The 22,525-nt window shown below is 72.4% G+C and carries 24 protein-coding genes; 22 read left to right on the forward strand and 2 right to left on the reverse strand.

Going from position 1 to position 22,525, the window contains the following annotated elements; genetic code table 11:
- Positions 1-403 precede the first annotated feature (403 nt).
- Genes gmk through ABYE80_RS05135 form a run of 7 tightly spaced genes read left to right on the forward strand, consistent with a single transcriptional unit; the run spans position 404 to position 7,456 of the window.
- Positions 404-961 carry a guanylate kinase gene (gmk, locus tag ABYE80_RS05105; protein ID WP_372789179.1) on the forward strand — a complete coding sequence of 186 codons (558 nt, stop codon included), beginning with the start codon at positions 404-406 and terminating at the stop codon, positions 959-961.
- 41 nt (positions 962-1,002) lie between these two features.
- Positions 1,003-1,230 carry a DNA-directed RNA polymerase subunit omega gene (gene rpoZ / locus ABYE80_RS05110; RefSeq protein ID WP_372789180.1) on the forward strand — a complete coding sequence of 76 codons (228 nt, stop codon included), beginning with the start codon at positions 1,003-1,005 and terminating at the stop codon, positions 1,228-1,230.
- A 36-nt stretch (positions 1,231-1,266) separates the two neighbouring features.
- On the forward strand, positions 1,267-2,544 hold the full coding sequence (coaBC, locus tag ABYE80_RS05115) for a bifunctional phosphopantothenoylcysteine decarboxylase/phosphopantothenate--cysteine ligase CoaBC (RefSeq protein ID WP_372789181.1): 1,278 nt from the start codon (positions 1,267-1,269) through the stop codon (positions 2,542-2,544).
- Positions 2,541-3,518, forward strand: a complete 978-nt coding sequence (locus tag ABYE80_RS05120) for an AAA family ATPase (protein ID WP_372789182.1) — start codon at positions 2,541-2,543, stop codon at positions 3,516-3,518. Before coaBC ends, ABYE80_RS05120 begins: the two co-directional genes overlap by 4 nt.
- A gap of 9 nt (positions 3,519-3,527) precedes the next feature.
- A complete protein-coding gene (locus ABYE80_RS05125; RefSeq protein WP_372789183.1) occupies positions 3,528-4,661 on the forward strand; it encodes a DUF58 domain-containing protein in 1,134 nt (377 codons plus the stop codon).
- Positions 4,661-7,051 (forward strand): transglutaminase domain-containing protein, encoded by a 2,391-nt coding sequence (locus tag ABYE80_RS05130; protein WP_372789184.1) that lies wholly within the window; start codon positions 4,661-4,663, stop codon positions 7,049-7,051. Before ABYE80_RS05125 ends, ABYE80_RS05130 begins: the two co-directional genes overlap by 1 nt.
- A 15-nt stretch (positions 7,052-7,066) precedes the next feature.
- Positions 7,067-7,456: a tetratricopeptide repeat protein gene (locus tag ABYE80_RS05135; RefSeq protein ID WP_372789185.1), complete on the forward strand. Its 390-nt coding sequence runs from the start codon at positions 7,067-7,069 to the stop codon at positions 7,454-7,456.
- On the opposite strand, the gene ABYE80_RS05140 is transcribed toward ABYE80_RS05135, so the two are convergent.
- Complete coding sequence (locus ABYE80_RS05140) at positions 7,417-7,830, reverse strand: hypothetical protein (protein WP_372789186.1); 414 nt, start codon at positions 7,828-7,830, stop codon at positions 7,417-7,419. The two genes, ABYE80_RS05135 and ABYE80_RS05140, sit on opposite strands and share 40 nt — an antisense overlap.
- Before the next feature lie 106 nt (positions 7,831-7,936).
- On the opposite strand from ABYE80_RS05140, the gene rimP reads away from it, so the two are divergent.
- The 11 genes from rimP (at position 7,937) to ABYE80_RS05195 (ending at position 17,314) form a co-directional block, all read left to right on the forward strand.
- Positions 7,937-8,356, forward strand: coding sequence for a ribosome maturation factor RimP (rimP, locus tag ABYE80_RS05145; RefSeq protein ID WP_372789187.1), 420 nt, complete (start codon positions 7,937-7,939; stop codon positions 8,354-8,356).
- Between the two features lie 3 nt (positions 8,357-8,359).
- Positions 8,360-10,063, forward strand: a complete 1,704-nt coding sequence (gene nusA / locus ABYE80_RS05150; protein WP_372789188.1) for a transcription termination factor NusA — start codon at positions 8,360-8,362, stop codon at positions 10,061-10,063.
- Complete coding sequence (locus tag ABYE80_RS05155; protein ID WP_372789202.1) at positions 10,051-10,302, forward strand: YlxR family protein; 252 nt, start codon at positions 10,051-10,053, stop codon at positions 10,300-10,302. The genes nusA and ABYE80_RS05155 overlap by 13 nt, the downstream gene beginning before the upstream one ends.
- Positions 10,302-13,070 (forward strand): translation initiation factor IF-2, encoded by a 2,769-nt coding sequence (gene infB, locus ABYE80_RS05160; protein WP_372789189.1) that lies wholly within the window; start codon positions 10,302-10,304, stop codon positions 13,068-13,070. Before ABYE80_RS05155 ends, infB begins: the two co-directional genes overlap by 1 nt.
- The gene (rbfA, locus tag ABYE80_RS05165; RefSeq protein ID WP_372789190.1) at positions 13,071-13,454 is read left to right on the forward strand and encodes a 30S ribosome-binding factor RbfA; all 384 of its coding nucleotides are present in this window, start codon (positions 13,071-13,073) and stop codon (positions 13,452-13,454) included.
- Positions 13,451-14,473, forward strand: coding sequence for a bifunctional oligoribonuclease/PAP phosphatase NrnA (locus tag ABYE80_RS05170; protein ID WP_372789191.1), 1,023 nt, complete (start codon positions 13,451-13,453; stop codon positions 14,471-14,473). Before rbfA ends, ABYE80_RS05170 begins: the two co-directional genes overlap by 4 nt.
- Positions 14,474-14,477: 4 nt before the next feature.
- Complete coding sequence (gene truB, locus ABYE80_RS05175; protein WP_372789192.1) at positions 14,478-15,278, forward strand: tRNA pseudouridine(55) synthase TruB; 801 nt, start codon at positions 14,478-14,480, stop codon at positions 15,276-15,278.
- On the forward strand, positions 15,275-16,171 hold the full coding sequence (locus ABYE80_RS05180; RefSeq protein ID WP_372789193.1) for a bifunctional riboflavin kinase/FAD synthetase: 897 nt from the start codon (positions 15,275-15,277) through the stop codon (positions 16,169-16,171). The genes truB and ABYE80_RS05180 overlap by 4 nt, the downstream gene beginning before the upstream one ends.
- A gap of 25 nt (positions 16,172-16,196) precedes the next feature.
- A complete protein-coding gene (rpsO, locus tag ABYE80_RS05185) occupies positions 16,197-16,469 on the forward strand; it encodes a 30S ribosomal protein S15 (protein ID WP_372789194.1) in 273 nt (90 codons plus the stop codon).
- A gap of 17 nt (positions 16,470-16,486) precedes the next feature.
- On the forward strand, positions 16,487-16,954 hold the full coding sequence (locus tag ABYE80_RS05190) for a redoxin domain-containing protein (RefSeq protein WP_372789195.1): 468 nt from the start codon (positions 16,487-16,489) through the stop codon (positions 16,952-16,954).
- Between the two features lie 93 nt (positions 16,955-17,047).
- Positions 17,048-17,314: a hypothetical protein gene (locus ABYE80_RS05195; RefSeq protein ID WP_372789196.1), complete on the forward strand. Its 267-nt coding sequence runs from the start codon at positions 17,048-17,050 to the stop codon at positions 17,312-17,314.
- A 5-nt stretch (positions 17,315-17,319) separates the two neighbouring features.
- Here the strand turns inward: ABYE80_RS05195 and ABYE80_RS05200 are convergent, their stop codons facing one another.
- Positions 17,320-17,820 carry an SRPBCC family protein gene (locus ABYE80_RS05200; RefSeq protein WP_372789197.1) on the reverse strand — a complete coding sequence of 167 codons (501 nt, stop codon included), beginning with the start codon at positions 17,818-17,820 and terminating at the stop codon, positions 17,320-17,322.
- Between the two features lie 32 nt (positions 17,821-17,852).
- Between ABYE80_RS05200 and ABYE80_RS05205 the strand changes: the two genes are divergently transcribed.
- The 4 genes from ABYE80_RS05205 to ABYE80_RS05220 all read left to right on the forward strand — a co-directional run.
- A complete protein-coding gene (locus tag ABYE80_RS05205) occupies positions 17,853-18,353 on the forward strand; it encodes a DsbA family protein (RefSeq protein ID WP_372789198.1) in 501 nt (166 codons plus the stop codon).
- Positions 18,354-18,431: 78 nt separating this feature from the next.
- A complete protein-coding gene (locus ABYE80_RS05210; protein ID WP_372789199.1) occupies positions 18,432-20,726 on the forward strand; it encodes a polyribonucleotide nucleotidyltransferase in 2,295 nt (764 codons plus the stop codon).
- Positions 20,727-20,739: 13 nt separating this feature from the next.
- The gene (locus tag ABYE80_RS05215) at positions 20,740-22,041 is read left to right on the forward strand and encodes a M16 family metallopeptidase (RefSeq protein ID WP_372789200.1); all 1,302 of its coding nucleotides are present in this window, start codon (positions 20,740-20,742) and stop codon (positions 22,039-22,041) included.
- Positions 22,038-22,525 (forward strand): 4-hydroxy-tetrahydrodipicolinate reductase (locus tag ABYE80_RS05220; protein ID WP_372789201.1); only part of this gene is annotated, 488 nt, incomplete at its 3' end. The genes ABYE80_RS05215 and ABYE80_RS05220, both read left to right, overlap by 4 nt.

Consider the following 22,525-nt stretch of genomic DNA (forward strand, 5'->3'; position numbering starts at 1 on the left):
GAGCGCGCTCCGCGCGTCGCGACCGTCCGTCCGGGCCGACCCCGCCGGCCGGCTCCGCTCTCGCGTGAGCGCGCTCCGCGCGCGCACAAGGTCGCTGCGCCGACCAGCGTGGTCGGCCCGGGCCACGGCGCTTGTTTGCTCCTGGCTGAGCCCGACCCGTCGCGGGCTCGCTGAGACATCCTGCGGCACCCCGGCTCAGCTTCGCTTCCCGATGCTTGTGGGGTGGGTGCCGTGTCCTCGGCGACGTCGGCGAGCGGGGGCGGGGGTCGGTGTGCGGAGCGACCTTGTGCGCGCCGCAGGCGCCCACGCGGGAGCGCAGCGCACCGACCGCCGCCGCCGGGCCACCCCCACGACACCTCGAACCGACGACGACCGACCCGACCACTACCCTGACCGCCCGCACATGTCCCGCGTCTTCGTCATCACAGGCCCCTCCGGCGTCGGCAAGGGCACGTTGATCCGCCAGCTCCTGGACCGCGTCCCGGACCTGGAGCTGTCCGTGTCGGCGACGACCCGGACCCCGAGGGCAGGCGAGCAGCCCGGTGTCGACTACCACTTCCTGACCGACGGGGAGTTCGACCGTCGCATCGACGAGGGCGACTTCGTCGAGTGGGCCGAGTACTCGGGCCGGCGGTACGGCACGCTGCGGTCGGAGCTCGACAAGCGCACGGGCGCCGGGATCCCCGTCGTGCTGGAGATCGAGGTGCAGGGGGCCCGTCAGGTCCGCGACACGCTGCCGGACGCGGTCCGCATCTTCATCGCGCCGCCGTCGGCCGAGGTGCTGCGCAACCGCCTCGTGGGCCGGGGGACCGACCCCGAGGAGGAGATCGAGCGCCGGCTGCGCGTGGCCGACGAGGAGCTGGCGGCCCAGGCGGAGTTCGCGCACGTGGTGGAGAACGACCGGCTCGAGGACGCCATCACGGAGCTGCAGCAGATCGTCTGCACCAGCCTGTCCGCCTGAGGCCGGGCGCGGCGACACCCACCCGCCGCTACACTCGTCGGATGATCAACCCTCGCATCGACACGCTGCTCGAGAACGTGGACTCGAACTACGCGTCAGTGGTCGTCGCCGCCAAGCGCGCGCGGCAGATCAACTCGTACTACCACAACCTCGGCGAGGGGACGTTCGACGAGTTCCCGCCCCCGATGGTGGACAGCAGCTCCAAGAACTACCTGACGATCGCCCTCGAAGAGGTCGCTCAGGGCAAGGTCAAGTACCAGTACCGCTAGGAGCAGACGCGCGGACGGCCGCGGGAGCGTCACGCGATGGCCCGGATCCTTCTCGGTGTCAGCGGTTCCGTCGCCGCCTACAAGGCGCTCGAGTTCGTCCGCCTCGCCACGAAGGCCGGGCACGTGGTGCGCGCCGTCCAGACGGAGGCGGCGCAGGAGTTCGTCGGAGCAGCGTCGTTCGCGGCGCTCACCGGCGCGCCGGTGCTGGTCACCGAGTGGGAGCGCGACCCGGCGCGCGGAGCCTTTCCGGATCAGGCTCCGCCCGAGCACGATCCGCTCAGCCATCTGGAACTGGTCCGCAACGCGGACGTGTTCCTGATCGCGCCGGCCAGCGCGAACACGATCGCCAAGCTCGCCCATGGCCTGGCCGACAACCTGCTGACCTCGGCGGCACTCGCGGCCACCTGTCCGGTGGTCGTCGCTCCGGCGATGAACAACGCGATGTACGACCACGCCGCCACGCGGGACAACCTCCGCGTCCTGCGCGAGCGCGGCGTGCGCGTCGTGGACCCCGGCACCGGGGCGCTCGGCAGCAAGCACGAGTGGGGGATCGGCCGGCTCGCGGAGCCCATCGATCTGCTGGGCACCGTGGAGGCGGTCCTGGCCGAGTCGCCGGCCACGGCGGCCGCCGGCCCGTGGGACGGACTGCGCGTGCTCGTGACGGCGGGCGGGACGCGCGAGCCGATCGACAGCGTCCGCTACGTCGGCAACCGCTCGTCCGGGCGGATGGGGTTCGCGCTGGCGGACGAGGCGGCGCGACGCGGGGCCGAGGTCACGGTGGTGGTCGCGAACGTGGCGTTGCCCCGTACCCCCGGTGTGACCTACATCGACGTCGAGACCGCCGCGGAGCTCCACGACGCCTGTGCCGTCGCCTTCCCGGGCACCGACGTGCTGCTGATGGCCGCCGCCGTCGCCGACTTCCGTCCGGCCTCCGCAGCGGACCACAAGATCAAGAAGACCGGTCGCGACGAGCTCACCGTGCAGATGGAGGCCACGGTGGACGTGCTCTCGAGCCTGTCGGCCACCCGCCGGGACGATCAGACCCTGGTCGGCTTCGCCGCCGAGCACGGTCAGGACGCGGTCGCCTACGGGCGCGACAAGCTCGAGCGCAAGGGCCTGGACGCCGTCGTCGTCAACGACATCTCGCGCGCCGACATCGGCTTCGACACCGCCGAGAACGAGGTGACGATCGTGCTGGCCGACACCCAGGTCGCCGTCGGCAAGTCGGACAAGACCCTGATCGCGGCGGCGATCCTCGACACGGTGGACCAGATCCGAGAACCGACCTCCCTCGCGGCCCGGACTCCGGGATGACCGAGCAGCTCGGCGGCACCGCGCGGTTGCCGCTCCGAGCGGAGGAGATCGAGCGTGCGGTCACGCTCGGTCGCCGGGTCACCGCGTCCGTCCGAGGCGTGGCGGAGGTCCGCCCCGAGATCCTGGAGGACCTGCTGGTCGCGCTCGTCGCCGAAGGGCACGTCCTGGTCGAGGACCTGCCGGGCGTCGGCAAGACGACCCTGGCGCGCGCCCTGGCCCGCGCGGTGGGGCTGGAGTTCGCGCGCATCCAGTGCACCGCGGACCTGCTGCCCTCCGATGTCGTGGGGACCAACGTCTACAACCGGCGCGAGGACCGCTTCGAGTTCCGGCCCGGGCCGATCTTCGCGAACGTGGTCATCGTCGACGAGGTGAACCGCGCGAGCCCCAAGACGCAGTCCGGGCTCCTGGAGTGCATGCAGGAGCGCCGGGTGACGGTCGACGTGCACACCCACGAGCTCGCGCGTCCCTTCGTGGTGCTGGCGACCCAGAACCCGATCGAGTTCGAAGGGACCTACCCGCTCCCGGAGGCGCAGGTCGACCGCTTCATGATGCGGCTGTCGCTCGGCTATCCGGATCCCGCGTCGGAGGCGGCGATGCTCCGCGCCCACGAGGTCGGCGACCGTGTGGACGTGGGCGACTCCTCCGGCGGCGCGGGCGACGTGCTCGCGGCGCAGGACCTCGCGCGCCGCGTCCACACCTCCGACGCCCTGCGGGCCTACGTGGTCGCGCTGCTGCAGCGCACGCGGGACGACGAGCGGGTCGAGCTCGGGGCGAGCCCGAGAGCCGGTCTCCTCCTGCTTCGCGCCGCGAAGGCCCGTGCCCTGCTGCACGGCCGCGACCACGCCCTGCCGGACGACGTGCAGGCGCTCGCCGACGTCGTCCTGGCCCACCGGCTGGTCCTGGTGCCCGAGGTGCTGGACGCCAGCGGTACCGACGTCGTGCGCGACGTCCTGGCGCGAACGCCTGCGCTCTGAGGGACATCGGTGTCCCGCGCGCAGAACGCCGCCGGGAGCACGAGCCGCCCCGCGATCGGGACGTTCGCGCTCGGCGCCGCGCTGCTGCTCGTGGCGGCCGCACTGGACGCCGAGCCGCTGTACGTCCCGGGTGTCGCGTTCACGCTCCTCGCCCTGGTGACGTCCTCGTGGGTGCTGCTGGGCGCCCGTGGCATCACCGTCCAGCGACGCGTGGGGGAGACCCGCGTTCTCGAGGACGCCCCGCTGCAGATCGTCGAGGAGGTCACCGCGGGCCGGATGCCGCTGCCGACCGGCGTGCTCGAGGACCCGCTGCTCGGCAGTCCTGCGCCGCTCGCCACCGGACACCGCCGGACGCGGGTCCGGATCGCCGTGCGGTTCTCCCGCCGCGGCCGGCGGCGGCTCGAGGCGCCGCGGGTCGTGGTCCGGGACCCGTTCGGTCTGATCTCGCGTGTCGTCCGCGGCGGGCAGTCGCACGAGGTGCTCGTCCTTCCCCGGATCGAGCCGGTGCACGTCGTCGTCGGGGGCGGTGACGGCCTGGGACTCGGTCTGGCCCGTCGCCGGCAGCCGACGCTGGCCGAGGTCGAGCTGGAGGGTCTCGGGCCGCTGCGGCCGGGCACGCCCGCCTCACGGATCCACTGGCCGTCCATCGCCCGACTGGCGGAGCCGCAGGAGCGACGCCTGCACGCCGACGGCGACCGGCTGCCGCTGGTGCTGCTCGACCCCCGCGTCGAGGACGGACCGAGTGGCGCCCGGGATCTCGACGCCGCCGTGCGCGCCACCGCGTCGCTGGCGGTGCACCTCGCGCGGGCCGGCGGGTGCCTGCTGGTGCTGCCGGGGGATCGCCGACCGACGCTCATCGGACCCACCCTCAGCGGCTGGCCCCGGCTGCACGCTCGGCTCGCGCTCGTCGGCGGGACCGAGCCGCCCGCGCTCGGAGCGGTCGCGGCGCGGCTCGGACCGCTGGTGTACGTCTCCGCGCGACGGATCGCCGCCGCCCCCCGGACCCTGCGACATGCTCCGGGTGGGGGACGCGTCCTCGTGGTGCCGGACCGGCTTCGCGCCGTCCGTCCGGTCTTCACCGTCGCCGGGTGCGCCGGGCACGAGCTCACCGCGTCCCGCGTCGCCCGGACGGGGGCCGCCTGATGGCCGTCGCACCGTCCCCGCCACCACCGGCCCTCGAGCGTGCGCCTGCGGCGCCCACCCGCACCGACGCGGGTGCCGGCACCACGCTGACGCCGCGGGCGACGCTCCTGCGCCTGGTGACGTGGAGCGCACTCGCGCTGTTCGGGGCGCACGCCTGGGCCGTACAGGTCGATCCCGCGTCCCGCGGCGCCGCGTGGGGATCCGTGATCGCGGGTCTCGTGGTCGTCGCGGGGCTCGCCGGGGCACGACGTCTGCGCGGTCGGGCGGGTACGGCGGCCGTCGACGGGCTCGTCGTGGTTGCGGCGCTGCTCGCGCTGGCGACCAGCGGCATCGAGGTGCGGCTGCTGCTGCCCGACCGCTGGGACGTGATGGTGACCGGCATCGGTCAGGGACTCGGAGGACTTCCGGGCGTCCGCGTCCCGTACCGCGGTCTGGACGAGTGGATCCGCGTCGTCATCGTCCTGGGCGGCAGCCTCCTGGTGACCCTGTCGGCATGGCTGGCCTTCGCGCCCACCCGGCGCGCCGCCGGACGGCCGCTCGCCGCCGCGACCCTGCTCGGCGTCCTGTACGCCGTCCCGGTCGTCGAGCGGTCGCCGGAGAGCCCGTTCCTGTCGGGCGCGGTGTTCGCTGCCCTGCTCGCCGCGTTCCTGTGGGCCGACCGGCTGCGGCCCGACCAGGCCCGCCTCGGGGTCGCGCTCGCCGGCGGCTGCCTGCTCGTGGCGCTCCTCGCGGCACCGAGCCTCGACGGCCGGCGTCCGCTGCTCGACTACGAGCAGCTCGTGACGGACGCGCTGAGCCCCGCCAACAGCACGCGCTTCGACTGGTCGCACGGCTACGGCCCCCTGCAGTGGCCGAGGGACGGGCGCGAGGTCCTCCGCGTGAAGGCACAGCGGAGCACCTACTGGAAGGCGGCCGTGCTCTCGGAGTTCGACGGGCGCGCCTGGCAGGAGCGCCCGGGGACCGGGGACGGCCGGGTGGACACCGAGTTCGCGCCGGACCCCGACTACCGCGACCGCCTCCAGGTGGTGGTGCGCAACCTTCGCTCGACCGAGTACATCGGAGCGGGCACGACCCTCGGCGTCCGGGAGTCCCCGCGGTTGGTGCGCGCAGGGGCCACGTCCGGCACCTGGCGGACGGGGCAGACCGAGCTGCAGCGGGGCGACGCCTACTCGGCGACGGTGTACGTCCCGCGCCCGGAGCCCGCGGAGCTGCGGGATGCCGGGACGGACTTCCCCGCCGTCACCCGGCAGAACCTGACGATGACCATCCCCGCGCCAGGCGGCGCCGCGGCGGCTCCCGCGGGCGACGACGGCCCCCGCCAGATCGTCTTCCCCTTCTGGGGCGTCGAGGCGCCGACGTACGCGCTTCCCGAGCAGGGGCTGCCGGCCCTCGACGGGGAGGACCGCGTCGCCCGCTCGGTCTACGGCCGTGCCTACCGGCTCGCCCAGCGCTTGAAGAGCGCCTCCACGACGCCCTACGAGTTCGTGCGCGCGGTGCGGGCGCGCGTCCGGCGCGGGGCCGAGTACTCCGAGACGCCCCCGGCCGCGGCGGTCCCGCTGGACGCGTTCCTCTTCGAGGACCGGCTCGGGTACTGCCAGCAGTTCTCCGGCGCGATGGCGCTGCTGCTCCGGATGGGCGGGGTGCCGGCCCGGGTGGCCAGCGGCTTCACCTCCGGCAGCTACGACCAGTCGCGCGGGGAATGGGTGGTGCGGGACATCGACGCGCACTCGTGGGTCGAGGTGTACTTCCCCGGGCAGGGCTGGGTCGCCTTCGACCCCACCCCGGCGGGAGCACCACCTCGCGCGCAGCTCGTCGACGTCGCGCTGGACCCTTCGGCCACGGAGGCCTCCGGCGGCAGCGGCGATCCCGGGCTGGGGGCCGGCGACCGGCAGACCGACCCGGGCATCGGGGCCGCTCCCGAGCCGCCCGGTGTCCCGCAGCAGGGCGGATCGACGTCCGTGCTGCCCGTGGTCCTCGCCGTTGTGGTCACGTTGCTGGCGGCCGGAGTCCTCGTGCGACGCCGTCGCCGCCGCCGGTCGCGGGACCTGACCGCCACCGACCCCGAGTTGCTCGAGCTCGTGCGCGCGCTGGCGCTGACGGGAAGGACGCCGAAGCCCGGGACCACGCTGCGCGCCATCGAGCGCCAGGTGGCGCACGAGCCCGGAGCCGACGCCTACGTGCGCGCGGTGCGGCAGCGACGCTACGCCCAGGGAGGGGGGCCGGACCGCGGGGCCGGACCCGACGGCCGCGCTGCGCTGCGCCGGGCGCTCGGGGAGGGTCTCGGACCGCTCGGACGCGTGCGCGCCTGGCGCGCGCTGCCGCCGCGCCCCCGCCTGGCGTTCCGGTGGCGGACCCGACGCCCCGGGAGCGACCGCCGGGAACCGGCGTAGACTTGGTCGTCGTTCATGGATGACGTCTACTCGCTCTTTCGCAACGGCTCACGCCTCCTCGAAGACGGCGACTACCACGCGGCGGCCGTGCCCCTGACCCGCGCGCGGGATCTCGCTCCCGGCGAGGACTCGATCCACGAGGCACTCGGACGGGCCCTGTTCGGCGCCCGTCGCTTCGGCGAGGCGGCTGCCGAGTTCGCGGCCGTCGCCGAGCACGCACCCACCAACGACTACGCGCTCTTCTGCCTCGGTCGGTCGCTGCAGCTGTGCGGGCGCCACGGCGAGGCACGCCGGCCGCTCGCGCTCGCCGCCCAGCTGCGCCCGGAGCGGGACGACTACCGCCGCTACCGCGACCAGGCGCGCCGTCACGCCGGCGGCGACGCCGGGTCCTCGGCCGCCGCCTGACGCGCCCAGCTCGCCGCCTCCATCAGCACGCCGAGCAACCGATCGAGCTCCGTCGCGTCGACGGCTGCGGCCGGGAGCTCGCCCTGCAGCCACACCGCGCCGGCCCGGGTGTGCGCGAAGCGCACCAGGACACCCAGGCGGTTGCGGTGCAGGAGCTTCTCGGGCGCCAGCCGTCCCGGCCCGAGCACCTCGGCCTGCACGCGCAGGAGACCACCGCGCACGGCCAGCCCGATGTGCAGCGGCCAGCCCGAGCACTCCACGGAGAGCCCCCATTCGTCGGCGGCGACGCGGCGGTGATCGGCGTCCAGGGCGCGCAGGAGCGCCTGCACCTCGGCCTGCAAGCGCGTCGTGGAGTCAGCAGGAACGGCGTCCATGGTGGTATCTTCGTGCGACAGCTTTCGTTGGCCGGCCCGCGAGCCGGTGGCAGTGCAGAAAGTGGGCGCCCGCCCACTTTCTTTCGTTTCCGGAGGAGGATCGCAGGTGGCCCAGGACATCCAGACAGAGGTGGAGACGACGCTCGCGTCGGCCGCACCCGATGTCGAGGTTCTGCTCGCCGAGGTCGTCTCCGGAGGCATCCTGCGTCTGTTCATCGATCACCCCGACGGGGTGTCGCTGGACCTGTGCGAGCGGGTCACGCTTGCGTTGGAGGACGTGCGTGAGCGGTACGCGCTTGAGGTGTCGTCGCCCGGACGGGAACGACCTCTGAGCAAGCCCGCGCACTTCCGGCGTTTCCTGGGCCGCAGGGCCCGGGTACGGACCCGCGAAGCGCGCGACGGTCATCGCAGTTTCACCGGCGAGCTGGTCGGCGCCGATGAACGTGAGGTCACCATCGCCGCCGAGACCGGGGTCGTCGCCATCCCGTACGTCGAGATCCACCGATCGAACCTCGTGGAGGAGTAGCGAATGTCGCGCGAGATCATCGAGGCCATGCGCGGCCTTGCCGCCGAGAAGAACATCTCGGATGAGAAGCTCATGGTCGCCCTGGAGGACGCGCTCCTCTCGGCCTACAAGAAGCTCCCCGGTGCGGCGCGGTACGCCCGCGTCGACGTCGACCCGGAGACGGGCGACTTCATCGTGATGCGGTACCGCATCCCCAAGGACCTCGAGCAGGAGCTGCTCGTGCAGACGGTCGAGGAGGAGTCGTACATCGACCCCGAGACCGGTGAGCGCGTCGAGCCGGCCGACCCCGAGATCGACGCCGCGAAGTTCGAGCAGTTCCGCGATCAGATCCGCGAGGTCGACGACACTCCCGAGGACTTCGGACGCATCGCCGCCCAGACCGCCAAGCAGGTGATCCTGCAGCGGATCCGCGAGGCCGAGCGCGACATGATGTTCGAGGAGTACCGCGACCGGGTCGGCGAGCTCGTCACCGGCATCGTCCAGCAGAAGGACTCCCGGTACACCCTCATCCAGCTGCGCGAGCGCGTCGAGGCGCTGCTGCCCAAGAGCGAGCAGGTCGACGGCGAGCGCTACGAGCACAACCAGCGCGTCAAGGCCGTCATCAAGGAGGTCTCCAACTCGACCAAGGGCCCCTCGATCATCGTGTCGCGTCGCGATGCGGATCTGATCAAGGCCCTGTTCGAGCTCGAGGTCCCCGAGATCGCCGACGGCCTGGTGGAGATCGCCGGCGTCGCGCGGGAGCCCGGGTACCGGTCCAAGATCGCCGTCGTGTCGCACGCCGACGGGGTCGACCCGGTCGGCGCCTGCGTCGGCCCGCGTGGCTCGCGCGTGCGCATGGTGGTGTCCGAGCTGCGTGGCGAGAAGATCGACATCATCCCCTACAACGACGAGCCCGCCCGGTTCGTCGCCAAGGCCCTGTCGCCGGCCCGCGTCCGCGAGGTCATCGTCGACGACGAGGCCCGTCAGGCCACGGTCATCGTGCCCGACGACCAGCTCTCGCTCGCGATCGGCCGCGAGGGCCAGAACGCGCGTCTCGCCGCTCGCTTGACGGGCTGGCGGATCGACATCCGCTCCGAGACCGATTTCGCCAACGTCGCCGACGAGCCCGGCTTCGAGGAGCAGCAGGAGGCCGGGGGACGGTGCGCCGCGGTGCTCACCAACGGCCGTCGCTGCCCGAACGCCGCGCTCGGCGGATCGCCGTACTGCGGCCTGCCGATGCACCAGGCGCTGTCGCGCTTTACGACCTCGTCGGTCGCGGTGCTCACCGGCCTCACGGACGACGAGATCACCGCCCTGTCGGATCCCGACAAGTCTCAGGACGACGTCGCCGCGATCGTCGTGCAGGCGGAGGCGGCGCACGCCGATCTGCTCGCCGCCGGTGAGCCGGTCGTCGCCGAGGACGGCCCCGAGTCCGGCGACGGCGAGTCCGGCGAGCCGACGAGCGGCGACGACGGTGCGGCCGACGACACCGCGGCGGCGGAGGGCGAGGTCCCCAGCGCCGAGGTGCCCGCCGACCCGGAGCCTGCGGTCGCGGCCACCGAGCAGCCCGCCGCGGAGCAGCCCGCCGAGGAGCCCGCGGCCGAGACGGCCGAGGAGCCCGTCGCGGCCGAGGACCCGGAGGAGCAGACGGCCCCGCCGTCCGAGCCCGCCGAGGAACCGCTGGCCGAGACGACGCCCGCGCCCGAGGGCGAGGGATCTCCGTCCTAGACGCGCGCCCGACGAGAACCTGCGTCGGCTGTCGTGCGGCGCGTCCCCAGACCGACCTCGTGCGCCTCGCCGCGCACCGCGGGTCCGTGGTCGTCGACCGTTCCCGTAGGCTCCCCGGACGGGGCGCGTACGTGTGCGGTCGGCCCTGCCTGGACCAGGCCATCCGGCGCCGTGCGCTCCCGCGCGCATTGCGTCAGGCGGTGGCCATTCCCTCCGACCTCGTAGAATCGATCGACTGATGGCCAAGAGACGTGTGTTCGAAATCGCGCAGGAGCGCGGCATGACCTCGAAAGAGGTCATTGAGAAGCTGTCCGGCGGCGGCATCGCCGTGCGGGCGGCACAGTCGACCGTCGAGGACCGCCACGTCCTGCGCATCATGGGCCCGCCGCCCCCGCCGCCGGAGCCCGAGCCGGAGCCCGAGCCCACCCCGGAGCCGGAGCCCGAGCCCACCCCCGAACCCGTCGCGGAGCCCGAGCCCACCCCGGAGCCGGAGCCCACCCCCGATCCCGTCGCGGAGGCCGAGCCGACCCTGGAGTCCCCTGCGGAGCCCGAGGCCCCGCGCCAGGCTCCCAAGCCCGAGCCGATCCGCGGACCGAAGATCCTCGCGTCGATGCCGGACCCCGAGCCGGACCCGGAGCCGGAGCCGGCCCCGCCCGTCGAGCCGACCCCTGCGCCCCCGGAGGCCGTCGCGCCCCCGGCGCCCGAGGCACCGGCGACCCCCGAGCCCGAGGTGCCCGCGCAGCCGGTCGCCCCGGCCGCCGAGGCGCCCACCGCCGACGCTCCGGCCGCGCCGGAGTCGGCGCCCGCGGTGGCGGCCGCCTCCACGGAGGCCGTGCCGTCCGACGAGGCACCGGCGCAGGTCGCCGCCTCGGCCACCCCGTCGGCCCCCGTCCGCCCCAAGGGCGACGCCCCGACGCAGCCCGTCCGGCCCAAGGAGAAGACCGAGGCCGCAGCGCCGGCGGTGGGCGAGAAGCCCGCACCGGGTGCCGGTCCGAAGATCCTCGCGCTCCCCGAACCGCCCAAGAAGCCCAAGCGCGACGAGTCCAAGAACCTCCCCGGCACCACCGGTCCCGGCGGTCGCAGGCGCGTCGTCATCGACTCGCAGGCCGCCCGACGCGGTCCCGGCGGCCCGGGTGGCCCCGGCGGCCCCGGACAGGGCCCGCCGCGCCGTCAGCGCCGCGGTCGCCGCCGTCGCGGGACCTACGACGACACCGTCCGCCCGCTGGACGAGACCGCCCAGACGGCGACCGATCTCGTCAAGATCAACTCGGGGTCCTCCGTCAAGGAGGTCGCCGAGTACCTGGGCGTGCCCGTCCCCGAGGTCATCAAGAAGCTGATGACCCTGGGTGAGATGGCCACGCTCACGCAGACCCTCGCCGACGAGGCGATCCAGGTGATCGCCGACGAGTTCGAGAAGAAGATCGAGATCGTGCACGTCGGCGACGCCGACGAGGAGGCGCCCGCCTACGACGACAGCGACGCGGAGCTCCAGGAGCGCCCGCCGGTCGTCACGATCATGGGTCACGTCGACCACGGCAAGACCTCGCTGCTCGACGCCATCCGCGAGGCCGACATCGTCGCCGGCGAGGCCGGCGGCATCACGCAGCACATCGGCGCCTACCAGGTGCATCACACCGACAAGGTCGTGACGTTCCTGGACACGCCGGGTCACGAGGCGTTCACCGCCATGCGTGCGCGCGGCGCGAAGGTCACCGACATCGCGGTCATCGTGGTCGCGGCGGACGACGGCGTGAAGCCGCAGACCCTCGAGGCGATCGACCACGCGATGGCGGCCGAGGTGCCGATCCTCGTCGCGGTCAACAAGATGGACAAGGAGGGCGCGGACCCGACCCGTGTACGCACGGAGATGACCCAGCACAACCTCCAGCCCGTCGAGTGGGGCGGCGACATCGAGTTCGTGGACGTGTCGGCCAAGACGCACACCGGCCTCGACGACCTGCTCGACACCATCCTGGTGATGGCCGAGGTCGAGGAACTGCGCGCCAACGCCGACACCGAGGCGTCCGGCGTGGTCATCGAGTCCAAGCTCGACCCGGGCCGTGGGCCCGTGGCGACCGTCCTGCTGCAGCGCGGCACGCTGTCCATCGGCGATGCCGTCGTCGCGGGGCCCGTGTGGGGCAAGGTGCGGGCGATGAACGACTACCACGGCGCCCGCATCCAGTCGGCCGGGCCCGGCGATCCGGTCGAGATCCTCGGCTTCGATGGCGTTCCCTCCGCCGGCGAGCTGTGCCGCGTCGTCGAGGGCGAGCGCGAGGCCCGCCGCATCAGCAACGAGCGTGCCGTGCGGCTCAAGACGGAGGCGCTCGCCCGCCGCTCCGGCCGCAAGGTCAGTCTCGACGACGTCTTCAAGAAGGCGCGCAGCAGCGAGCTCAAGGAGCTCAACCTGGTGCTCAAGGCCGACGTGTCGGGCTCGCTGGAGGCCTTCGAGGACGAGATCGCGAAGCTCCCGCACGAGGAGGTCCAGGTCAACGTCATCCTGTCCGGCGTCGGTGGCATCACCGAGTCCGACGTGATGCTGGCCGCCGCCTCCGACGCGATCGTCCTGGGCTTCAACGTCCGTCCCGTCGGGGACGCTCGCGGCGTCGCCGACCGCGAGGGCGTGGAGATCCGCAACTACTCGGTGATCTACAAGGCCCTGGACGAGCTCCGCGACGCCATGGAGGGTCTCCTGGACGCCATGGAGGTGGAGGAGACCGTCGGCACCGTCGAGGTCCGCCAGACGTTCAAGGCCTCCAAGGTCGGCACGATCGCCGGCTGCTACGTCACCGACGGCAAGGTCACCCGCGGCGCACGCGTGCGGCTGGTCCGCGACGGCACGGTCGTCCACGAGACGACGATCGACACGCTGCGGCGGTTCAACGACGACGTGCGCGAGGTCACCCAGGGCTACGAGTGCGGCATCGTGCTGCGCAACTACCAGGACGTCCGGGAGGGCGACGAGCTGGAGGTCTTCGAGACACGGCAGGTCGAGCGCGAGCTGGCCTAGATGGCGTCGGCCCGCATGCGTCGCGTCGACGAGGCCGTCCGGGAGGTCCTCTCGGAGGTGCTGACCGGGGATCTCAAGGATCCCCGGATCGGCTTCGTCACCGTCACGCAGGTGCAGACGAGCCCGGACCTGCGGCACGCTCGCGTGTACGTGAGCGTCCTCGGGGACCAGGACACGCGCGACCGGTCGCTCGATGGGCTGCGCTCGGCGCACGGCTACCTCCAGCGGCGGGTCGCCGCCCAGCTGCGGATCAAGAACACGCCGCAGCTGGAGTTCTTCCACGACGACACGCTGGACCGCGTCGAGCGGCTCGCCGAGCTGCTCAAGGACCCGCCGGCGCCGTACGTCGAGGGGTCCGAGGACGACGAAAGCGACGGAACGTGAGCACCGAGGTCGAGCTGCCCGCGCAGGTGCAGCCGGAACGGGACCGCGTCATCGCGGAGATCCGCATGGCGGACAAGTTCGTGCTGGTCACCCACGAGAACCCGGACGGGGACGCGCTCGGCTCGCTCGTCGGCATGCAGCGGGTCCTGACCGCGCTCGGCAAGGACTCGGTCATGTTCATGGACGCGGGCGAGTTCCCGCTGCCCTACGAGTACCGCTTCTTCCAGCTCGAGGGCCTCGTGTCCTCACCGCCGGCGGACCTGCAGGACCGCACCGTGATCTACCTGGACTGCGGGAACATCGACCGCAATCCCGCCGACGTGGTCAAGCGCGACGACGCGCACATCCTGAACATCGACCACCACCACGACAACACGCACTTCGGGACCGTCAACCTCGTCGTCCCCGAGGCGTCGTGCACGGCCGAGATCGTGTGGGACCTGATGCGCGCGCTGGGCGTCGTCCCGACCCCGGAGATCGCCGACGCGCTCTACGTCGGCCTGGTCACGGACACGGGCAAGTTCATGTACGAGAACACCGGCACCCGCGCCCACGTGATGGCCGCGGAGCTCATCGCCGCCGGGGTCGACGTCAACGCCATCTACCGCAGGCTCTACGAGGAGATGCCGTTCGGCAAGCTGGCGCTCCTCGGGCGGGGCCTGGCCGGGGTCCAGCGCTTCGACGGCGGGACGCTGACGTACACGCACCTCACCAAGGACGACTACGAGGCCGCGGGCGCGGAGGAGAGCTACTCCGAGGGGATCATCGACCACCTCCGCTGCGTCCAGGGCACCCGTGTCGCGGCAGTCGCCCGCGACATCCTGTCCGAGGACAACGACCCGCCGCTGCGCAAGAAGGTCTCGCTGCGGTCCACCGACGGGACCGTCGACGTGTCGGTCATCGCCCGGGCCGGGGGCGGTGGAGGGCACCGGCAGGCAGCGGGCTTCACGACCACCATGGTCGAGGAGCAGCTCGTGGACTTCCTGCGCCAGCAGGTCGCGGCGCAGCTCGACACCTGACGCCGTGGACGGCGTCATCCTCTACGACAAGCCGGCCGGCGTGACGAGTCACGACGTGGTCGCGCGCGTGCGGCGGTCCCACGACCGCATCCGCACGGGACACGCCGGCACGCTGGATCCCTTCGCCACGGGTCTGCTGCTGGTGCTGCTCGGGCGAGCCACGCGGGCACAGCAGTTCCTCATGGGCCTCCCGAAGTCCTACGAGACCGTGGCGCGCCTCGGGGCGACATCGACCACGGGGGACCCGGAGGGCGAGATCACCGAGACGGGTCGCGTCCCGCCGGACCCGCCGGCACTCCCGACCGGCGTGGTGCGGCAGCGCCCGCCCGCGTACTCCGCCATCAAGATCGACGGCGAGCGGGCCTACGCGCGGGCGCGCCGGGGCGAGGCCGTCGAGATGCCGGAACGTGAGGTCACCGTGACGCGGTTCGAGCAGCTGTGGCGCCGCGGGGACACGGCGGGCTTCGCGATCGACTGCTCGTCGGGCACGTACGTCCGGTCGCTCATCCTCGAGCTCGGCGACGCCTACTGCCTGGAGCTGCGCAGGACGGCGATCGGCCCCTTCCACGTGGCCGACGCCGACCCCGAGCGGATCGTCCCGCTCGGCGACGTGCTGGCGAGGGTCCTGCCGAGCCTCCACCTGGATCCCGAGTCCGCGCGGCGGGCCGGGCACGGAGCGCCGGTCCCCGGCGAGATCCCGGGTGGTGGCGAGCACGTCCTCCTGACCGACGACCAGGGGCCGATCGCGGTGGCGGTGCCCCGGGACGGCGGCCTGCTGAAGCCCACCGTAGGCTTCCGGGCATGAAGGTCACGCACCTGCCCGACGTGGAGCCGCGTCCGCGGCGGATCGCCGTCGGCACGTTCGACGGCGTCCATCGCGGCCACCGCGAGGTGATCGCCGGCGCCGACACCGTCCTGACGTTCGACCCGCACCCGTCCTCCGTCGTGGCCCCTCAGGCCGCCCCGAAGCTGCTGACGACCGTCGCACGCAAGGCCGAGCTCGTCGCCTCGCTCGGCGTCGAGGAGCTGGTGGTCATCCCGTTCGACGCCGAGTTCGCATCCCGCAGCGCGCGCTCGTTCCTCGACGACGTCCTCGTCGGCGCGCTCCAGGCCACGCACGTCTCGGTCGGGGAGAACTTCCGCTTCGGCCACAAGGCCCAGGGAGACACGGCCCTGCTGAGGTCCGACGACCGGTTCGAGACCCGGGTCGTGACGCTCCTGGAGGTCGACGGCGAGATCGTGAGCTCCAGCCACATCCGCGGCCTGATCTCCGGCGGGGCGGTGCGCTACGCCGACACCCTCCTGGCCGAGCCGTTCGTGCTCGACGGGCCGGTGGTCCACGGGGACAAGCGCGGACGGGAGCTCGGCTTCCCGACCGCGAACCTCGTGCCGCCGGAGGGCTACATCGTCCCGGGGCACGGGGTGTACGCGTGCCGGATCCGGACACCGGACGGCGCCTGGCACGCGGCGGCGACCAACATCGGCGTGCGACCGCAGTTCGTCACCGGCCGGGGAGAGCTCATCGAGGCGTTCCTCATCGACTACGAGGGCGATCTCTACGAGCAGGAGCTCCGGATCGCCTTCCTCGAGCGGCTCCGGGGGGAGAAGCGGTTCGTGTCCGTGGACGTGCTCGTCGAGCAGATGCACGCCGACGTCGAGGCCGCGCGTCGCGTGGTGGCGGACTTCGCGGCCCGCTGATGCTTGCTACCCTCCCTCGCCGCATATGAGCACCCTGACCCCCGAGCGCAAGCAGCAGATCGTCGAGCAGTTCGGCGCGAACCCGCAGGACACGGGGAACACCCGCGTCCAGGTCGCGCTGCTCACGGAGCGCATCAACCTCCTCACGGAGCATCTGCGCACCCACAAGCACGACCACCACTCGCGCCGCGGCCTGCTCATGCTCGTCGGACAGCGCCGCCGGCTCCTCCAGTACCTGGAGAAGTCGAACCTCGAGGGCTACCGCGCCCTCATCAAGGAACTCGGCCTCCGCAAGTAGCACCGCAGGTCGATCGGATGGGCATCATCGAACCGGGCACCGAGGTCCCGGAGTTCACGCTCAAGCGCGGCGACGGCAGCGAGTTCACCCACGAGGACCTGGCCGGCCGCACGGTCGTCCTGGTGTTCTACCCGTTCGCGTTCAGCCCGGTCTGCAACGACCAGTTCCAGGTCTACCAGGAGGTCCTCGACGAGTTCGAGGCGAAGGGCGCCACGCTGTACGGCGTCTCCACCGACGCCGCCTGGTCGCAGTCCGCGTTCCAGGAGAAGCTCGGCATCTCCATCGAGATGCTGTCGGACTTCGAGCCCAAGGGCGAGACCGCCCGCAAGTTCGGTGCGTTCTTCGAGCCCGCCGGCATGACCAACCGCGCGCTCGTCGTGATCGGGCCCGACGGTGTCGTGGCGTGGTCCTACCTCGCGGATTCCCCCGGGGACCTGCCCGGCGCGAACCTGATCTTCGACGGCCTCGACGCCGTCGCCGCGTAGACGGCACCTCCCAGCGACCTCCGGGGTTTCCCCGCACCGGAACGCGGAGTCCTGCGGATGCCGTCACGACGCCGCTCCGCGACGCTGGGGTCCATGAGCGCGCATATCCCGCATCCGTCCGAGCGGCACCCGGTCCTCCGGATGCTGAGCCAGTTCGTGCTCGCCATCGACATCGGCTTCCTGGCCCTCACGGCGGGCATCATCGTGCTCGCGGGTTTCGGCGTGCTGGAGTCGCCGGTCACCCTCGGCATCGTGATCGCGTGCATCGCGCTGTGGGTCGTCCACGCGGTCCGTCTGCACCGCCACCGCGCCGACGAGCACCTCGAGATGATCCGCGCCCGGGAGCGGCGGGGGTTCTGAGTCCGTCAGGCGGCCGCGAGCGCTCGGCGCCTGGCGATGTCCTGCGCCATCAGCGCGGGCACGACGCGCGCTCGGTGGGCGAAGATCGCCTCGACGTCCCGCCGCACGAACAGCGCGTGGGCGACCTCGCCCAGGGGTCCGAAGCCGACCGCGTACCGGACGACGTCGGTCATCGCGGTACGCGTCGTGCCCACCGGCTCGAACGTGTGGGTGTGGTGCCAGAGCGCGTAGGGGCCCCGCAACTGCGTGTCGACGAACCGGGGGCTGGGGCCGTCCGGCTCCCAGTCCTGGATCAGGGTCTGCCACCGGATCGGGAGGCCGTGCACGCGCAACCGGTACTCGATCAGCGTGCCGACCGCCATCCGGATGGGCCCCGGCGTGATGACGCGGAACCGCAGGAGCGGTGGCGTGATCGCCTCGAGGTTGCGCGCGTCGGCGAAGAACGGGAACACCTCGGCCGGGGTGCCGTCCAGGACTTGGCGCTTTCGCAGCGTGTGGACCCTCATCGTGGGTGTCTACGGCCTCTAGGCTGGTCTGGATGACGGACTTGCGCAGCGCCCCTGTCCCGGCTCTGCGGGTCGAGGATCACCTCCGAGGCCCGGCCGACGCTCCGCTGGTCGTCGTGTACGCGGACTTCTCCTGCCCGCGGTGCGCGGTCGCCTGGGCCCGTCTGCGGGAGGCCGACGTCCGGGTCTGCTTCCGGCACTTCGCCCTGCAGGCCAAGCACCCCCGCGCGGTACCGCTGGCCCACGCCGCCGAGGCCGCGGCCCGCCAGGGCGCCTTCTGGGAGCTGCACGACCGCCTGTACGCCGACCAGGGACGCCAGGACGATCCGCACCTGTGGCAGCACGTGGAGGACCTCGGGCTCGACGTCGAGCAGTTCGAGCGCGACCGGCGCGGCCCGGAGGTTGCCGGACGCGTGCAGGAGGACGTGCGCGGGGCCCTGAGGGCCGGAGTGACCGCGACACCGACCCTGTTCGCCGGGGATGTCCTGCATTCCGGAGCGCCGGATCGTGCCTGGTTGCAGGCACTCCGGTAGGCTGACCAGGTTCGGAACCAAGAGACGCAAAGACGCGGCGCGCCGACCGAAGGGCGACGCCAGGAGGGAAGTACACATATGAGCAGCACCGCTGCGACCACGGTCACCGTCGAGGTGGGCGGCACCGAGATCTCGTTCGAGACCGGTCGACTCGCCAAGCAGGCCTCCGGGTCCGTTCTCGTCACACAGGGCGACACGCTCGTCCTGTGCACCGCCACCGCCGGCGGGGAGCGCGACGTCGACTTCCTGCCGCTGACCGTCGAGGTCGAGGAGCGCATGTACGCCGCGGGCAAGATCCCCGGCTCGTTCTTCAAGCGCGAGGGTCGGTCGGGGGAGAAGGCCGTCCTCACCTGCCGGATGATCGACCGGCCCATCCGGCCCCTGTTCCCGAAGGGCTGGCACCGGGAGACGCAGCTCGTCGCCATGCCGATGAGCATCGATCACGAGCACCCCTACGACGTGCTCGCCATGAACGGCGCCTCGGCGGCCCTCATGCTGTCGGACATCCCGATCCCGTTCCCGGTCGGGGCCGTCCGCATCGGCAAGATCGACGGAAACTTCGTCATCAACCCGCCGGAGGCCTCGCTGGAGGACGAGGGTGGATCGGACCTCGATCTCATCGTGTCGGGCTCCGAGGAGGCCATCCTGATGGTCGAGGCGGGGGCCAACGTGATCCCCGAGGCCGAGATCCTCGACGCGCTCGACATCGCCCACGACGCGATCAAGAAGATCTGCGCCGCGCAGCGCGAGCTGGCCGAGAAGGCCGGCAAGGAGAAGATCGTCTTCGAGTCCAAGGGCGTCGACGAGACGCTGTACGCGGCCGTCAAGGCTTCGCACGGCGAGAAGCTCGATGCGGCGACGCAGATCTTCGACAAGATCGAGCGTCAGGACGCCACGAAGGCCGTGATCGACGAGATCGTCGCCGAGCACGCCGGCGACGAGTCCGCCGAGGACTACGCCGAGAAGCGTGCCGCCGCGAAGGCCGCGGCCGCGAAGCTCGAGAAGTCGATCATCCGCGAGCGGATCGCCGTCCACAAGAAGCGTCCCGACGGCCGCGGGGAGAAGGAGATCCGTCCGATCACGATCGAGGCCGGTCCGCTCCCGCGCACCCACGGCTCCGCGCTGTTCACGCGCGGCCAGACGCAGGCCATGAGCGTGGTCGCCCTTGGCACGCTGAAGGAGGAGATGCGTCTCGACACGCTCGGCCTCCAGACCAACAAGTACTACTGGCACCACTACAACTTCCCGCCCTTCTCGGTCGGGGAGGCCGGTCGCATGGGCGGCCCCAAGCGCCGTGACATCGGCCACGGCGCCCTCGCGGAGCGCGCCCTGACCGCGGTCGTGCCGAGCATCGAGGAGTTCCCGTACACGATTCGCGTCGTGTCGGACATCCTCGAGTCCAACGGCTCGTCGTCGATGGCGTCGGTCTGCGGGTCCTCGCTGTCGCTCATGGACGCGGGCGTGCCGCTCAAGGCACCGGTCGCGGGCATCGCCATGGGCCTCATCAAGGAGGGCGACGACTACACCGTCCTCACCGACATCGCCGGCGTCGAGGATCACCTCGGCGACATGGACTTCAAGGTCGCCGGCACGTCGGAGGGCATCACCGCCCTGCAGATGGACATCAAGATCACCGGCGTGACCTTCGACATCCTGCGCGACGCGCTCGCCCAGGCCAAGGAGGCCCGCGAGGACATCCTGGGCCAGATGGCGAAGGTCCTCGACGCGCCGCGCGAGGAGCTGTCGCAGTTCGCCCCGCGGATCGAGAAGATCAAGATCGACCAGGACAAGATCGGTCTGCTCATCGGCAAGGGTGGCGAGACCATCCGCGGTCTCTGCGACGAGTTCGACTCGCAGATCACGGTCGAGGACGACGGCACCGTGCTGATCTACTCGGCCAACGGCGAGCTGGCCGCGTCGCTGGTCGACCGGATCCGCTCGATGACCAAGGAGGTCGAGATCGGCGACGAGTTCGTGACCGCCAAGGTCGTCAAGACGACGACGTTCGGCGCGTTCATCGAGCTCGCGAAGGGCACCGACGGCCTGCTGCACATCAGCAACGTCTCGCCCGGGCAGCGCGTCGACACGGTCGAGGACGTCCTCACCAAGGGCGACGAGATCCACGTCAAGGTGGTCGAGGTCGACCGCGAGCGTGGCCGGATCGGCCTGCGCCTCGCCCACGACCCCGACATCGCCGGGAAGTCCAAGGACGAGCTGGCGTCGACCGGTGCCGGCGGCGGCGGCAACGGCGGCGGCCCGCGCGGCGGCGGTGGCCGTGACCGCGACCGCGGTCCGCGCGGCGGCGGCGAGGGTCGCGGCTCCGGCCGCCCGCGTCACCGCAGCCGCTCGGACAGCGATCCCGACCGCGGCTGAGGCCGCGGCCGGCGTGACCGAGTTCGACCACCGGCTCACCACGCTCGACTCGGGCGTGCGGATCGTGACCGAGGCGCTGCCCTCGGTCCGGTCCGCTGCCCTGGGCTTCTGGATCGGCACCGGATCGGCCGGAGAGTCGCACGACGAGGCCGGGCTCAGCCACCTCATCGAGCACATGCTGTTCCGCGGCAGCTCGCGCTACGAGTCGCTGGAGATCGACCAGATCTTCGACGGGTTCGGGGCCGAGCTGAACGCGGGGACCGGCAAGGAGACGACGTCGGTCTACACGCGGGTGCTCGACCAGCACCTCGCGCCCGCCTTCGACGTCATGGCCGACATGGTCTGGCGCCCGCGGTTCGACCCGCGGGAGCTGGATCAGGAGCGCGAGATCGTGCTCGAGGAGATCGCCATGTACGAGGACGATCCCCAGGACAAGGTCTTCGACGTGCTCGGGCACGCGGTGTTCGGCGACCACCCGCTCGGCCGGGCCATCATCGGCCGCGCCGAGGTGGTGTCGGGGACCCCCGCGACGGGCCTCGCGGCGTTCCACGCGAACCGCTACACCCCCGCGAACGTCGTGATCGCGGCGGCCGGCGCGGTCGAGCACGACGAGCTCGTGGCGATGGTCCAGGCCGCGGAGGGGCAGGCCCGACCTGCCCGTACGCCGTCCCCGGTCCCGGTGGTCCCCACCGTGGGCGCTCCGGTGGCACGGGCGCGGTTCGTCACCAAGGTGACCGAGCAGTACCACCTCTGCCTCGGAACCCACGGGATCGCCCGGGACGACGACCGCCGCTACGCCCTGCGGATCCTCGACACGATCCTGGGGGGCAGCTCGTCCTCGCGGCTGTTCGTCGAGGTGCGGGAGAAGCGCGGGCTCGCCTACTCGGTCTCCACGTTCTCCTCCGCCTACGCGCACGCCGGGCAGTTCGGCCTGTACGTCGGCACCCGCCCGGACAACGTCACGAAGGCGATGAAGGTCATCGGCGACGAGCTGCGGCGCGCGATCGAGGATCCCGCCACCGACAAGGAGCTCCAGCGGGCCAAGGAGAACGTCAAGGGACGGATCGGGCTGTCGCTGGAGTCGACCACCGCGCGGATGAACCGCCTCGGCTCCGCGGTGCTCGCCGACCTCCCGTTGCTGTCGCTCGACGACCTGATCGAGCGGATCGACGGCGTGACGCTGGACGACCTGCGGTCCCTCGCCGCCGAGCTCCTGGATCCGTCGCGCCTGAGCGCCGCGGGTGTGGGCGGCGACGAGTCCGTGTTCCGCAGCGGTCTCGCCGAGGTGGCTCCCGAACTGGCGGAGGCGGCATGAGCGCCATCCGCGTGGGGGTCGCGGGCGCGGCCGGACGCATGGGCGCGACGGTCTGCTCCGCGGTCGAGGAGGCGGACGGCATGGTCCTGGCGGGCCGTGCGGACCCCGCGCTCGACACGCCGCTGGAGAGCATCCTCGGTGGTGTCGACGTCGTCGTGGACTTCACGCGGCCCGACACGGCCACGGCGAACGCCCTGGCGTGCCTGCGGGCCGGGGTCCACGTCGTGATCGGGACCAGCGGGTTCGACCTCCAGCCGCTGCGCGAGCACGGCCGGCGCGAGGCGCCCAACGGCGTCACGCCCAACGCCCTGTTCTGCCCCAACTTCGCGATCGGGGCGGTGCTGATGATGCGCTTCGCGGCCGAGGCCGCGCGCCACATGCCCCGCGCCGAGATCATCGAGCTGCACCACGACAGGAAGCTCGACGCGCCGTCCGGTACCGCGGCCCGGACCGCCGACCTGATGGCGCAGGCGACCGGCGGGGA

Source organism: Paraconexibacter sp. (assembly GCF_041602235.1).
In the GTDB taxonomy this organism is placed as follows: domain Bacteria; phylum Actinomycetota; class Thermoleophilia; order Solirubrobacterales; family Solirubrobacteraceae; genus Paraconexibacter.